This is a genomic window from Hungatella hominis (assembly GCF_014288005.1).
Taxonomy (GTDB): Bacteria; Bacillota; Clostridia; order Lachnospirales; family Lachnospiraceae; genus Hungatella; species Hungatella effluvii.
In genome coordinates, this window is the sequence record NZ_JACOPB010000015.1 from 1 (window position 1) to 14,345 (window position 14,345).

Below are 14,345 nucleotides of genomic sequence, written 5' to 3' on the forward strand. Positions count from 1 at the left end.
CAGGATATTGTCGGGCGGAACCGATGTAACAAAGAACTATGCAGTAAGCCTCGGAGACGGAAAGCTGACAATTAATCAGAAGGGTGATCTTAAAGTCACAGTAGATGCAGAAAGCTTAACCCATGTATACGACGGAGCAGGCCACGGAATCAAAGCGGCGGAAGCAAGTGACGCAAAGGGAACGACCATCGAGTATTCAACAGATGGTGAGAGCTGGAGCGGAACGATCCCGCAGTTTACGGAATACCAGGAAGGTGGATATCCGGTTTATGTAAGGGCGACGAATGATAATTACAGCAACGCAGCAACAGCCGAGGTTGAGTTTAACATAACAAAACGTCCGGTAACTGTATCAGCTGGAATCATGACGGCCGAGTATGACGGAAGCGAGAAGGAAGTAACAGAAATCCGCTATACGGAAGCAGACAGTGAAAATACAGAAGGTGTACTGGCAGACCATACCGTAACCGCAAAGCTGTTGAACAGTAAGAGGACAGACGCAGGGGAGCAGACAGTAAGAATAGAAGACGGAAGCGTCAGGATATTGTCGGGCGGAATCGATGTAACAAAGAACTATGCGGTAAGCCTCGGAGACGGAAAGCTGATAATTAATCAGAAGGGTGATCTTAGAGTCACAGTAGATGCAGAAAGTTTAAGCCATGTGTACGATGGAGAAAGCCACGGAATCAAAGCGGCGGAAGCAAGTGATGCAAAGGGAACAACTATTGAGTATTCAACAGATGGTGAGAACTGGAGCGGAACAATCCCGCAGTTTACCGAATACCGTGAAGAAGGGTACCCGGTCCATGTAAGGGCGAAAAATGATAACTACAGCAACGTGGCAGAAGCAGACGTGGTCTTTAGAATCACCAAGCGCCCGATTAACGTAGCGGCGGGAACCCTGGAAACAGAGTATGACGGAAGTGAGAAGGAAGTAACAGAAATCACTTATACGGTATCAAACGCAGAAAACACAGCCGGAGCGTTAAAGGATCATACGGTAAGTGCAGTCCTGAAAGATAATAAGAGGACGGAAGCCGGAGAGCAGACGGTAAGTGTGGAAGAGAAGAGCGTCAGGATACTGTCGGGAGAAGCTGATGTAACAAAGAACTATGCAGTAAGCCTCGGAGATGGAAAGCTGACAATTAACCAGAAGGGCGGCCTTAAAGTCACAGTAGATGCAGAAAGCTTAAGCCATGTATATGATGGAGCAGGTCACGGAATCAAGGCTGCGGAAGCAAGTGATACAAAGGGAACGACCATTGAGTACTCAACAGATGGTGAGAGCTGGAGCGGAACAATCCCGCAGTTTACCGAATACCGCGAAGAAGGGTACCCGGTCCATGTAAGGGCGAAAAATGATAACTACAGCAACGTGGCAGAAGCAGACGTGATCTTTAGAATCACCAAGCGCCCGATTAACGTAGCGGCAGGAACCCTGGATACAGAGTATGACGGAAGTGAGAAGGAAGTAACAGAAATCACTTATACGGTATCAAACGCAGAAAACACAGCCGGAGCTTTAAAAGACCATAAGGTAAGTGCAGTCTTGAAAAATAATAAGAGGACGGAAGCCGGAGAGCAGACGGTAAGTGTGGAAGAGAACAGCGTCAGGATATTGTCAGGAGAAGCTGATGTAACAAAGAACTATGCAGTAAGTCTCGGAAATGGAAAGCTGACAGTTAACAGGAAAGACGGCCTTAAAGTCACAGTAGATGCAGAAAGCTTAAGCCATGTGTACGACGGAGCAGGCCACGGAATCAAGGCTGCGGAAGCAAGTGATACAAAGGGAACGACCATTGAGTATTCAACAAATGGTGAGAGCTGGAGCGGAACAATCCCGCAGTTTACGGAATACCAGGAAGGCGGTTATCCGGTTTATGTAAGGGCGTCGAACCCGAACTACAGTAACACCGCTATGGTAGATGTAATATTTATGATAACTCAGCGTCCTGCCCATATCCAGGCATCAAATAATGGCAAGGTATTTGGCACAGAAGATCCTGAATTGATGGCTTCTATAACAGGTATTGTAACTGGTGAGAAATTAAATTATAATCTGAATCGTATAGCTGGAGAAGATGTTGGAACTTATCCAATTGAAGTTATTCTTGGAAGTAATCCAAACTATTTAATAACTTACGATAACGCAGTATTTGAAATAACATCAGCTGATACAAACAAAGTGTTTATAACAGGTACTACAGCAACTTACGATGGCAAAGCATATGGCGTAGATGCCAGCGCAGTGCAGAATGGTTCCACGATTCTTTATTCTACGAACCAGACGGATTGGAGTGAAACAGCCCCAACCTTCACCGAAGCCGGTACCTATACCGTATATGTAAAAGCCACAAATCCGAATTATAACGAGACTCAGGTAGCAGAAGGAACCGTAGTAATCAGCAAACGTGAAATTACAATCACTGCCGACAGTGCCGAGAAACGTTATGATGGTACCGATTTAACAGCCCCGACAGCAACGATTACGGGCGGAACACTGGCAGAAGGCCAGACCCTTGACAGCGTAACGGTAACAGGAACTCAGAGAATGACTGGAACCAGTGCAAATGTTGCAAGCAATGCAATTATTAAATCTGGTAATACTGATGTTACTGCAAACTATGTAATAACCTATACTGATGGCCTCTTAACCGTAACATCAGCGGGCGGCAATAGCGGCGGCAACCAGGGTGGAAACGGCGGTGGAAGCACTCCGAATGAAAACACACCGTACCAGCCAGGAGGTCCTGGAACTGATGATGGTCCTACCGTAACAATCGATCCGGATGCAGTACCATTAGCAAATGCACCGGTTGACGGTAACCCGACAGACAACTTAATCCTGATTGATGATGGCAATGTGCCGTTAGCGGGTCTTCCAAAGACTGGCGATCGCGCAGGAGCTCAGGCAGGATTAGCAGCAATACTTTCCGGATTCCTGTTAGCAGCGTTTACAATGCTGAATAACAAGAAGAAAGAAGAAAACAAGTAATTCAGGGATGATTTAACAAGTAACAAAGAAACAAGCAACCAAGAAACAAGCAACAGAGGAAGACCAGCCGGCAGAATGTACACTCTGCCGGCTGGTCTTCCTCTATTTTTGTTCATTCCCCCGTTTCTGAAGAAACCACTGGTAATCGTGGAAAAGTTGTGATAGATTATATACTTGATAAAATTGACTCGTGATCTGCGACAAAACAGGGAGCATGTAAAGATGACAAAGGATATGACACAGGGAAAGCCGCTGAAGCTGATTCTGGCGTTTTCCATTCCGCTGCTGATCGGAAATATTTTTCAGCAGTTTTACAATATGGTGGATTCCATTATTGTGGGACAGTTTATTGGAGAGGAGGCACTGGCGGCCGTGGGTTCCACCGGTTCCATGGTGTTCCTCGTAATCGGTTTCTGTAATGGAATCGCCAGCGGATTTGGGGTTATGATATCTCAGGCCTTTGGAGCGGGTGACAAGAAACGGCTGCGAAATTACGTCGCTGTGGCGCTGATGCTCAGCGCAGCGGTTATGGTGGTTTTAACTGCGGTAACCATGGTAACGACTGAACCGCTTTTAAGGCTTATGAGAACGCCTGACAATATTATGGAAGGCGCCTCCTCATATCTGATGATGATTTATGGTGGTCTGGGGGCAACGCTCTATTATAATGTGCTTTCCTGCATTCTCAGAGGTGTCGGGGATAGCCGTACGCCGCTCTATTTCCTGATTGTGTCATCTCTTTTAAATGTGGTACTGGATCTTTTATTTGTCATCACATTCCATATGGGAGTGGCCGGCGCCGGACTGGCTACGGTAATCGCTCAGGGAGTTTCCGCGGTGCTGTGTCTTGTCTATATGTTTAAAAAGTTTCCGATGCTGCGGCTGGAAAAGTCGGATTTCCGGTGCCGGTGGTATACGGTGGTTCAGATGTTCAGTGTGGGACTTCCGATGGCGCTGCAATTTTCGATTACTGCGGTTGGCGTTATGATCCTTCAGAGCGCCATCAATGACTTTGGGTCCACTGTGGTGGCTTCCTATACGGCCGCGTCCAAAGTCGAGAATTTATCTACGCAGATTATGATTACACTGGGGGCAGCCATGGCGACGTATTGCGGACAGAATATGGGCGCTGGCCGGTTCGACCGGGTAAAGGAAGGCGTGCGCCAGTCTTACATGATTGTACTGGGGGCTGTGGCGGTCGCGGTATTCATATCGGCTGTGTGCGGTGAAAGCATTGTTCGGTGGTTCATATCCAATCCATCGGAAGAGGTGTTAGGATATGCGACTACTTATCTGCACACCATATCGTGGTATTTTGTATTTCTGGCATTTTTGTTTCTGTACCGCAACGTCCTTCAGGGCCTGGGAAATGGAATTCTTCCCATGCTGTGTGGTGTGGCGGAGATGGTTGTAAGAACCATTATCGCCTTTACGCTTACCGGCCAATGGGGATATATGGCGATCTGCATGGCGAGCCCGCTGGCATGGATCGCAGCGTGTATTCCGTTATGGCTGTGCTATCAGATTCAGATTCGTGATCCACAGAGATGGTTTTTGAGAAAACGTGTCTATCCCGGGAAGAATTGACTTCCCGGGTTTTTGTTTTAATTTTAATAGGATAAAATGCGTATGCTGAAGCATCGGACAGAATAATTTAGTAATATTTAAGAAAATTGAAGGAATAGCGGGGCTTCCACGAACCCTTTGTTTATGGTATACTGTAAAGGAAAATTATTAAATTTTACATAAAATAATAACATAAATGGAGGAGAGAAACATGAGTGAAGAAAAAAATGTAGCTCTGGAGCAGGACGTGCTCGTAGAGAAAGAGGTGGTAAACGCACCGGCTGAACCAGTAACAGAAGCGGAGTCAGCAGAATCAGCGCCAACAGAATCAGCGCCAGCAGAATCAGCGCCAACAGAATCAACGCCAACAGAAGCAGCACAACCACAACCGGAAGCCCGCGTAGAAACCATGGAAGACTATGCCAAAGAACTGGAAGCTTCCTTTAAGCGCGTAAAAGAAGGCGATGTCCTGACCGGAACTGTAGCAGGCGTGACGGAAGACCAGGTTTTGGTTGACTTGAAATATTACGCAGGCGGTGTGATCAACAAGGAGAACATCAACGGTGATCCTGATTTCCAGCTTCAGGCGGAGATTCATCCTGGCGATGAGATTACAGCCACGGTCATCAGCACCGACGACGGGGAAGGCAATATCGAGCTTTCCATGAAGGAAGCCAACGAAAACATGTTATGGGATAAGTTTGCAGCGATGCTGGCCGACCGCACCATCGTAAACGTTAAGATTGCAGAGATCGTAAAGGGCGGAGCCGTTGCGTATCTGGAGGGCGTCAGAGCATTTATTCCGGCTTCCAAGCTGGCGGCGGAATATGTTGAGGACTTAGAGGAATATAATGGAAAGACAATAGAAGCCACCGTTATTACCGCTGATCCGGAAGCAAAGAAACTGGTGCTTTCCGGTAAGGAGCCTGCGCGTGCGAAGCTTCAGGAAGAAAAGAATAAGAAGATCGCCAAGTGTGAAGTGGGAGCCGTCATGGAAGGAACCGTGGATACACTAAAAGAGTATGGCGCCTTTGTAAACCTGGAGAACGGCTTATCCGGACTTCTTCATATTTCACAGATCAGCAACCAGAGAATCAAACATCCGGGCGCTGTCTTAAAGGAAGGCCAGACGGTAAAAGTAAAAATTATCTCCATTAAAGACAACAAGATCAGCTTAAGCATGAAGGCCCTCGAACCGGAAGAGGAAATCGATTTAGAAGGATTCGATTTCAAGGGCGACGGAGAAGTGACTACGGGCCTGGGCGCACTGTTAAAAGGATTAAAATTTTAGAAAGTCAGGAAAAAGAATATAAAATGCCGGGTTTCTATGGTATACTAATTCTAACGGGCAGAGGCGTTTTGTCGCGGTTCTGCCCGGACTGACTAGAATGCGGACACGTGGTGAGGAAGGGAGGAATGAAGATGAATATTCCCAATTCATTTAACCAGGTTGACCAGTGGAAATCTGTGATGTTTTTGTATGACTCGGCATTAAAGGAAATCAATACAAAGATTGAGATACTCAATAATGAGTTCGTGCACATCTACAATTACAATCCGATTGAGCACATCAAGTCCCGTCTTAAGACACCGGACAGTATCGTTAAGAAGCTGAAGCGCTACGGATTTGAAGTGACGATCGACAACATGGTGGAAAAGTTAAGCGATATCGCGGGAATAAGGATTATCTGTTCCTTTACATCAGATATCTATCAGATCGCTGAGATGATAACGAAACAGAGCGATGTTACGGTGCTCTACGTAAAAGATTACATTAAGAATCCAAAGCCCAATGGCTATAAGAGTTATCATATGGTTGTGACGATTCCGATTTATCTGACTGACGGACCTGTCGATACGAAGGTGGAGATTCAGATCAGAACCATTGCCATGGACTTCTGGGCAAGTTTGGAACATAAGATCTATTACAAATTTGAAGGAAATGCCCCGGCGTATTTACAGCAGGAATTGAAGGCCTGCGCGGATGTGGTGAATATGCTGGATGTAAAGATGTTTTCCTTAAATCAGGCTATTTTGGAACTTGCGGAGGCACAGCGGTCGCAGGATCAGGAGATGCCCGATGACGAGGAAGTGGCAGAGGAAGAATTACCGTAGAATGTGGGCAGCCAGAGCGGATTCCATCCGTTCGGGCTGCTTTTTAGCAGATCAGGCGGGGACGGAAACAACGGGATATGGATTGGAATGACAGGCTATGGATTGAAAATAATAACCCTGTAGAAGAAGGTTGTATATGAGGACATTGACGAAGGAAACATGCCAGATTCTTAAATTTAATCAGAAGAATGCATTGCTTTTTGAAGTCCTGTACCGCCTGCTTACCGGGCCGCTTTATCTCTTCCTGCTTAATAAGGGATTAAAGTGGTCTTTAAAGATGGCCGGATACAGCTATTTAACTGCGGGCAATATTGGTTATTTTTTTCTGAAGCCGGGGACGATCGTCATGATTCTTGTGATCGGTATCATTGGCATCCTCTTTCTTGCGCTTGAGACCGGATGTCTCCTGACCCTGTTTCAGGGGGCGGCGTATTTCCGGAAGCTCAGTGTGGGAGAGATCTTTTTAGGCGGATTATCGAAGCTGTCTGATGAGATTAAGAAGAAAAACTGGCGGTTAGGGCTTCTGATTCTGGCCGATTATGGGATTTCCAACCTCTATTTAATCTACCGGGTGTTGACCCATGTCAAGCCGCTGAATTTTGTTATGTCGGAGCTGATGAAGCAGAATGCCGGCCGCCTGGCGGTCTGCGCGGCGGTGGTGCTGGTCATCCTGGCGGTTGTACCGGGGCTGTACACGTTTTACACCTGTATGATCGAACAGAAGAACTTCCGGGACGGTTACAGGCGAAGCCGGAGGCTGTTAAAGGGCCATCTGGCGAATACCGTGTTTTTGCTGGGCGGATATTATGCGGGACTGATCGTTTTGCTTCATGTGATCTATATTTTCTGTATCCTGGTGGCGGCGATCGGTATGAGCCTGTTTACGGATAACCGCCTGGCGCTGGCGATTCTGCCGGCGGTCGGGGACCGGATCGAGCTGGTTCTTATCTTCCTGGCCAGCATGGCCCTGGCTCTGGGGAATTTTGCGGCGCTCAGCGTCCAGTATTATCAGTACAGCAACCGTCTGAGCCGGGAGCCCCGATGGGATTTCTCCTATCCCTCCAGAAAATCGTTCCGCGGACGGATACTGGGAGCGGGCGTGGCTGTGGCGGCGGCGCTCAGCCTCTTTTTTCTCTTCAATCTTGTGAGAAATGGTTCGGCCATAACCGATGATATCCTGACGGAGATCCAGATCACGGCTCACCGCGGAAGCTCTAAATCAGCACCGGAGAACACCATGGCCGCGATGGAACTGGCAGTGGAGAATCTGGCCGATTTTGTGGAGATCGATGTGCAGGAGACGGCCGACGGCGTGGTGGTTCTGGGGCATGATTCCACACTGAAACGGGTGGCGGGAGTGAACCGGACTATCGGCTCCTACACCCTGGAAGATCTCCAGGATCTGGATGTGGGGAAATGGTTTTCCAAGGAGTTCGAAGGAGAGCGGATTCCGACGCTCGCAGAAATTATGGAGTTCTGCAAGGGCCGGGTCAAGATGAATATTGAAATTAAGAACCTGGGAAAGGACAGTCCCCTGCCGGATAAGGTGGTGGAGCTGATCTCGGATTTTCAGATGAAGGAACAGTGTGTGGTAACGTCCACACGCCTCTCCTATCTGTCCAGGGTGAAGGAATTAGATCCGGATATACGAACCGGATATATTATTTCTGCCGCGTACGGCGATTATTACTCTGATGATGATGTGGATTTTATCAGCATACGGTCCAGCTTTGTCAGCGGTAAGCTGGTGGAAGCCGCCCATGAAAAAGGAAAAGCGATCCATGCGTGGACGGTGAACAACAAGAGCGAGATGGAGCGTATGAAAATGCTGGGAGTTGACAACATCATCACAGATTACCCGGTTCTGGCGAGAGAGATCGTCTATCGGGAGCGGGCGACGGAGACGCTGTTTGAATATCTCCGGCTTGTATTAAAGTAGACGTAACAGTCTGAACTGTTACTAATAGACAGGAGTTATTGGCATGAAGGTTGTACTGCAGAGAGTTTCCCGCGCGGCAGTGTCCGTGGACGGGAAAGTAATTGGAGCCATCGGCAAAGGTTTTCTGCTTCTTCTGGGTGTCTCAGACACGGACACGGAGCAGACAGCGGACCGGATGGTGGATAAGATATGCAAACTGCGTATCTTTGAAGATGAGAATGGAAAGACGAATCTTTCGCTGGCTGATGTCGGAGGAGCGCTTCTGGTGGTAAGCCAGTTTACGCTTTACGCGGACTGTAAAAAGGGCAACCGGCCCAGCTTTGTAAAGGCCGGGGGGCCGAAACTGGCGGAAGAACTGTACGAATATGTGATTGCCCGGTGCCGTGAACACATTCAGACGGTAGCGCATGGAAGCTTTGGCGCACATATGAAGATAGATCTGGAAAATGACGGACCGTTCACCCTGGTGCTTGACAGCGGCGAACTTTTCTGAAATAGGATACAGCTGCCCTTTGAGTGATTACCGGGCGCAAATTGAAACAATAAAATAAACAGACAAACATGGAGGTTATTTACACAATGGAAAAGACAAAGGGAGAAATTTTAGCAGAAGAATTAATATGGGAATTCCCGAATATTGCAAAGGAGGCGCCGGAACAGCGTGAAGCTGCGGAAGCCTTCTCGGCAGGATACAAGGCATTTCTGGATAAGGGTAAGACAGAGCGGGAGTGCGTAAAGGAAGCTGTAAAGATCCTGGAAGCCGCAGGCTATACGTCGTTTGAAGCCGGTAAGAAGTATTCTGCAGGCGACAAGGTATATCTGGTAAACCGGAAAAAGTCGGTGATAGCGACAACGTTCGGAAGTAAATCTGTAGAAGAAGGACTTCGCTTAAACGGAGCGCATATCGACTCCCCACGCCTTGATCTGAAACCGAATCCTGTCTATGAGAAAAGTGATCTGGCGTATTTTAAGACTCATTATTATGGTGGAATCCGCAAATATCAGTGGGGGGCCACCCCGTTATCCATGCACGGCGTCATCGTGAAGAAGAGCGGCGAGATTGTAGAGGTGAATATCGGGGAACAGGAAGGCGATCCGGTCTTCTGTGTGACGGATCTGCTTCCGCATCTGGCGGCTGAGCAGAATATGCGCCCCTTAAAGGATGGACTGAAGGGGGAAGAGCTGAATGTAATTATTGGCTCGATTCCATATGTGGACGAAGCAAAGATCAAGGAGCCGGTTAAGCTGCTGGCGCTTCAGCTGTTAAACGAACGTTATGGAATTACTGAGGCTGATTTTTTCCGTGCCGAGATAGAACTGGTTCCGGCTCATAAGGCCAGCGACGTAGGTTTGGACCGCAGTATGATCGGCGCTTACGGACAGGATGACCGAGTGTGTGCATACACAGCGCTGATGGCGGAGATTGAGACAGAGAATCCGGTCTACACCACTGTAACCATTCTTACCGATAAGGAAGAGATCGGCTCTGTGGGAAATACCGGACTAAACTCCGATTATGTACTCCATTATGTAGAAGAACTGGCGGAGACACAGGGCGCAGATGTGAAACGCGCACTGAGGAATTCCATCTGCTTATCATCCGATGTGAATGCGGCTTACGATCCTACATTTCCGAATGTCTATGAGGAGCGGAATTCCTGTTATTTAAATAAGGGATGCGTATTGACTAAATATACAGGAAGCCGTGGGAAGTCCTCATCCAACGATGCCAGCGCCGAAGTGATGGCAAAGGTCATCGCTATGATGGATCAGGAGGGCGTGTACTGGCAGATCGGTGAGCTCGGTGCTGTCGATGTGGGCGGCGGCGGAACAATCGCTCAGTATGTAGCGCATATGAACGTGGACGTAGTCGATCTGGGAGTGCCGATTCTTTCCATGCATTCTCCGTTTGAGCTGGCCTCCAAGCTGGATGTATATAATACATACAAAGCGTTTCTGGCTTTTTACAGGGCATCCTAAGGGGCTGCGGAGCCGTAAACGGCAGCTGCGTATTCTGAAATTTTTGTTAATTTCGGTAAAAAGCTTTTTTTACATGCTCCGATATGGTATAACTGTCAGGAAGCATTTTATATATTTATTATTTTGATTAAAGGAAAAGGAACGTATTATGAGAAAATTTTTAAAAGTTGCTGCCTGTGGTCTTATTATGGCGGCAGTTGTGACAGGCTGCTCCAAGAAGGCGGCAGAAGAGACGACACCTGCGGAAACCACTGCCGAGACTACTACGGAGGCCGGTTCAGAGGCGGGCGCGTCTGAACAGCTGCAGATGATGGATTTATCCGGAATCGATAACGGTACTGTGACACTCGGTGATTATAAGGGAATCGAAGTGACCAAGACACCGGTGGAAGTATCTGACGAAGAAGTGGACGCTGCGATCTTATCAGAGCGCGAGAGCAAAACCACCTATGATGATGTGGACCGTGCTGTTCAGGATACAGATAAGGTAAATATTGACTATGTAGGAACAAAGGATGGCGTGGCGTTTGACGGCGGTACCGCTCAGGGACAGGATCTTGTGATCGGTTCTCACCAGTTTATTGACGGGTTTGAGAGCGGACTGATCGGCGCAAAAAAGGGCGATGAGGTGACGCTCGACTTAACCTTCCCGGAATCCTACGGCAACGCGGATTTAGCCGGCCAGGCAGTTGTATTCAAGGTAACTGTCAACAACGTACAGGAAAAGAACATGCCGGAATTAGACGAGGCGTTCGTTCAGGAAGTATCTGATTTCAAGACGGTTGACGAGTATAAGGAAAGCAAAAAGCAGAGCCTTCTGGAGCAGAAGGAAGGCCAGGCGCAGGCGGCAGTTGAGAATGACATCCTGAAAGCAGTCGTTGAAAACTGTCAGATCGAGACGACGCAGGAAGCCGTTGATGCGAACTTCAATAATTATCTGCTCAACTATACCAATCAGGCAGCGATGTACGGCATTGATTTAAATACATTTACATCCGCGTTCTACGGTGTGGATGAGGAGACCTTTAAAGAGAACTACGTAAAGAATATTGCAAAGTCTGCGGTTGAGCAGAGACTGGTATTCCACGCGATCGCGGATCAGGAAGGTATAACCGTATCTGACGAAGATCGTGATAATCTTGCGACAGAGATGGGATACGAGAGTAAAGATCAGATGATTGAGTCAGCCGGAGCATATAATGTGGACGACTATCTGATTTCTACCAAGACCATGAAATTTTTAGTTGATAATGCAGTAATCAAATAAAAAAATTTTACGAGTAGGGGGAACCTTTATGCAGCTTTTAAAGGACAGGATACGGAAAGACGGAAAGATTAAATCCGGCGATGTATTGAAGGTAGACAGCTTTTTAAACCATCAGATGGATATTAAGCTGTTTGAAGAGATCGGAAAGGAGTTTAAGAGACGTTTTTCCGATGACAGTATCAATAAGATCCTTACAATTGAGGCTTCCGGAATTGGCATCGCGTGTATTGTTGCCCAGTATTTCGATGTTCCGGTAGTTTTTGCGAAGAAGTCCAAGACGAAGAATATCGCCGGGGATGTCTACACCACCAAGGTGGAATCTTTTACACATGGTAAAGTCTATGATATCATGGTTGCCAAAGAATTTTTAGGCGCTGGAGACAAGGTTCTGCTGATCGACGATTTCCTTGCTAACGGCAAGGCTTTAGAGGGCCTGGCAGCTGTTGTGAAGGATTCGGGAGCGGAGTTAGTCGGTGCAGGAATCGTGATTGAGAAGGGCTTTCAGCCTGGAGGAGACCGTCTGCGTGCGGATGGAATCCGTGTCGAATCCCTTGCAATCGTAGAAAGCATGGATGAAAAAACGGGCAGTATCCGTTTTCGGGGTGATGAATGACGAGTAACAGAAAAGCATTATTTTTTGATATAGATGGGACACTTCTTTCTGAAGTGAACCGGAATGTACCGGAGAGTGCCAAGCGTGCGGTTGCGAAAGCGCGGGCCAATGGGCATCTGGTATTTATCAATTCCGGCCGTACATACAGCCTGATCGGTCCGATCAAGGGCCTGGTTGAAGTGGACGGCTACTGCTGCGGATGCGGCACAAGGGTGATTGTGGATGACGAGGTGCTGTTTTCCTTTACCATTCCTCATGAGCGCGGCCTGCAAATTAAGAAGGACATTTTAAAGTATAATATGGAAGGAATTCTGGAAGGCACGGAGCACTGCTATTTCAGAAAAGCCAAAACCAGATTTACCCAGCTGGAACAGATCCGGGAAAATGTCGAGAAAGACGGCCATGGAGCGCCTTATACCTGGGAAGATGACTGCTATGATTTCGATAAGTTCTGCGTATTCGCAGACGAGCAGAGCGATCTGGCCGGATTTTCAAGGGCGCTGGGGCTGGAATATAACATCATAGACCGGGGAGACGGGTTCTATGAATGTGTTCCGGCGGATTATTCCAAGGCGACTGCCATCGATGTGGTTCTGGAGAAGTACGGAATGGCGCTTGAGGACGCTTACGTGTTCGGTGACAGCACCAACGACCTTCCGATGTTTGAACATGCGAAGAACTGTATTCTCATGGGACACCATGATGTGGAGCTGGAGCCATATGCCACGTTCTTTACAAAGAATGTGGAGGATGATGGAATTGAGTATGCCATGAAGAAGCTGAAGCTGATCTAAGCGGCATACAGAGCCAGTGCAGCATTGCACTTTCACTGCGATATTCATGCAATGCAGGAGACTGAAGTGATATGAGAGTAACAGGCGCCACGGCCGTTAATTCGGAGTGGCGCCTGTCTTTGTTTGAAAAGAGGTTGACATTCCAGGGAAAAACAACTAAAGTTAATCGTAGTTTAACAAAGGAATGGGTTAAAGTATGAAAGCAAAAGTGAATGTGATCGTGGCCATGCTGATGTTTGGAAGCATTGGTCTGTTTGTACGGGGGATCGCGCTCCCCTCCAGTGTGATTGCCCTGGTGCGGGGCGTGATTGGCTGCCTCTTTCTGGTCACGGCCGGAGGTCTGATGAAACAGCTGGTCAACTGGAGCGCGATTAAGGGCAACTGGCTGGTGCTGGTGCTTTCGGGAGCAGCAATCGGTTTTAACTGGATTTTTCTGTTTGAGGCCTACCGATATACGACGGTGTCGTGTGCAACGCTCAGCTACTATTTTGCCCCGGTGTTCGTGATCCTTGTGTCGCCCATTGTGCTGGGGGAGAAGCTGACAAAGAAGAAGTTGTGCTGCGCGGTAGGAGCGGTCATTGGAATGCTCCTGGTATCCAATGTACTCTTTCTGGAGAATGGTGAAAATGGCCTTCTCGGCATATTCTTCGGCCTGATGGCCGCGGTCCTCTATGCCAGTGTCATGATACTCAACAAATTTATGAGGGGCCTGACCGGGCTGGAGACAACTGCTGCACAGCTGGGCGTGGCGGCTGTTATCCTGCTTCCCTATACGGTGCTGACCGCTGCAGAACCGTTCTCTGCGGTCTGGGCGTCCGTTCCGGCGGTATCGTGGGTCCTGCTGGCATTTGTGGGGATTGTCCATACCGGAGTGGGATACCTTCTGTATTTTTCGGCTATGAAGAAGCTGCCGGCGCAGACTGTGGCGGTCCTAAGCTATATCGATCCGGTGACCGCGATTCTCTTATCTGCGGTAATACTCAGGGAGACAATGAGCGTAGCGCAAATGGTCGGAGCCGCGCTGATTCTTGGGATGACGTGGATGGGCGGCAGGGGGCCGCAGGACAGATAAATCG

11 protein-coding genes are annotated in these 14,345 nt (G+C 48.2%); all 11 read left to right on the forward strand.

Annotated features, from left to right (window positions below):
- The coding region (locus tag H8S75_RS24050; protein ID WP_187023718.1) for a doubled motif LPXTG anchor domain-containing protein at positions 1 to 2,995 on the forward strand (2,995 nt) is incomplete at its 5' end.
- Between the two features lie 222 nt (positions 2,996 to 3,217).
- Positions 3,218 to 4,582 carry an MATE family efflux transporter gene (locus H8S75_RS24055; protein ID WP_117633697.1) on the forward strand — a complete coding sequence of 455 codons (1,365 nt, stop codon included), beginning with the start codon at positions 3,218 to 3,220 and terminating at the stop codon, positions 4,580 to 4,582.
- A gap of 190 nt (positions 4,583 to 4,772) precedes the next feature.
- Positions 4,773 to 5,852 carry a S1 RNA-binding domain-containing protein gene (locus tag H8S75_RS24060; RefSeq protein WP_187023719.1) on the forward strand — a complete coding sequence of 360 codons (1,080 nt, stop codon included), beginning with the start codon at positions 4,773 to 4,775 and terminating at the stop codon, positions 5,850 to 5,852.
- A gap of 131 nt (positions 5,853 to 5,983) precedes the next feature.
- On the forward strand, positions 5,984 to 6,676 hold the full coding sequence (locus H8S75_RS24065; protein ID WP_187023817.1) for a GTP pyrophosphokinase: 693 nt from the start codon (positions 5,984 to 5,986) through the stop codon (positions 6,674 to 6,676).
- Between the two features lie 136 nt (positions 6,677 to 6,812).
- Positions 6,813 to 8,615: a glycerophosphodiester phosphodiesterase gene (locus tag H8S75_RS24070; RefSeq protein WP_187023720.1), complete on the forward strand. Its 1,803-nt coding sequence runs from the start codon at positions 6,813 to 6,815 to the stop codon at positions 8,613 to 8,615.
- A 43-nt stretch (positions 8,616 to 8,658) separates the two neighbouring features.
- A complete protein-coding gene (gene dtd / locus H8S75_RS24075) occupies positions 8,659 to 9,108 on the forward strand; it encodes a D-aminoacyl-tRNA deacylase (protein ID WP_187023721.1) in 450 nt (149 codons plus the stop codon).
- Between the two features lie 86 nt (positions 9,109 to 9,194).
- Positions 9,195 to 10,595 carry an aminopeptidase gene (locus H8S75_RS24080; RefSeq protein WP_187023722.1) on the forward strand — a complete coding sequence of 467 codons (1,401 nt, stop codon included), beginning with the start codon at positions 9,195 to 9,197 and terminating at the stop codon, positions 10,593 to 10,595.
- Between the two features lie 148 nt (positions 10,596 to 10,743).
- Complete coding sequence (gene tig, locus H8S75_RS24085; RefSeq protein WP_187023723.1) at positions 10,744 to 11,862, forward strand: trigger factor; 1,119 nt, start codon at positions 10,744 to 10,746, stop codon at positions 11,860 to 11,862.
- A gap of 28 nt (positions 11,863 to 11,890) precedes the next feature.
- Positions 11,891 to 12,475, forward strand: coding sequence for a xanthine phosphoribosyltransferase (locus tag H8S75_RS24090; protein ID WP_187023724.1), 585 nt, complete (start codon positions 11,891 to 11,893; stop codon positions 12,473 to 12,475).
- A complete protein-coding gene (locus tag H8S75_RS24095) occupies positions 12,472 to 13,269 on the forward strand; it encodes an HAD hydrolase family protein (protein ID WP_187023725.1) in 798 nt (265 codons plus the stop codon). The genes H8S75_RS24090 and H8S75_RS24095 overlap by 4 nt, the downstream gene beginning before the upstream one ends.
- 196 nt (positions 13,270 to 13,465) lie before the next feature.
- On the forward strand, positions 13,466 to 14,341 hold the full coding sequence (locus tag H8S75_RS24100; RefSeq protein WP_187023726.1) for a DMT family transporter: 876 nt from the start codon (positions 13,466 to 13,468) through the stop codon (positions 14,339 to 14,341).
- Positions 14,342 to 14,345 lie beyond the last annotated feature (4 nt).

Excerpts from the sequence above, each read along its gene's own strand:
- H8S75_RS24055 (WP_117633697.1), top strand. The coding sequence starts at position 3,218 with ATGACAAAGGATATGACACAGGGAAAGCCGCTGAAGCTGATTCTGGCG.
- H8S75_RS24060 (WP_187023719.1), top strand. The coding sequence starts at position 4,773 with ATGAGTGAAGAAAAAAATGTAGCTCTGGAGCAGGACGTGCTCGTAGAG.
- H8S75_RS24065 (WP_187023817.1), top strand. The coding sequence starts at position 5,984 with ATGAATATTCCCAATTCATTTAACCAGGTTGACCAGTGGAAATCTGTG.
- H8S75_RS24070 (WP_187023720.1), top strand. The coding sequence starts at position 6,813 with ATGAGGACATTGACGAAGGAAACATGCCAGATTCTTAAATTTAATCAG.
- dtd (WP_187023721.1), top strand. The coding sequence starts at position 8,659 with ATGAAGGTTGTACTGCAGAGAGTTTCCCGCGCGGCAGTGTCCGTGGAC.
- H8S75_RS24080 (WP_187023722.1), top strand. The coding sequence starts at position 9,195 with ATGGAAAAGACAAAGGGAGAAATTTTAGCAGAAGAATTAATATGGGAA.
- tig (WP_187023723.1), top strand. The coding sequence starts at position 10,744 with ATGAGAAAATTTTTAAAAGTTGCTGCCTGTGGTCTTATTATGGCGGCA.
- H8S75_RS24090 (WP_187023724.1), top strand. The coding sequence starts at position 11,891 with ATGCAGCTTTTAAAGGACAGGATACGGAAAGACGGAAAGATTAAATCC.
- H8S75_RS24095 (WP_187023725.1), top strand. The coding sequence starts at position 12,472 with ATGACGAGTAACAGAAAAGCATTATTTTTTGATATAGATGGGACACTT.
- H8S75_RS24100 (WP_187023726.1), top strand. The coding sequence starts at position 13,466 with ATGAAAGCAAAAGTGAATGTGATCGTGGCCATGCTGATGTTTGGAAGC.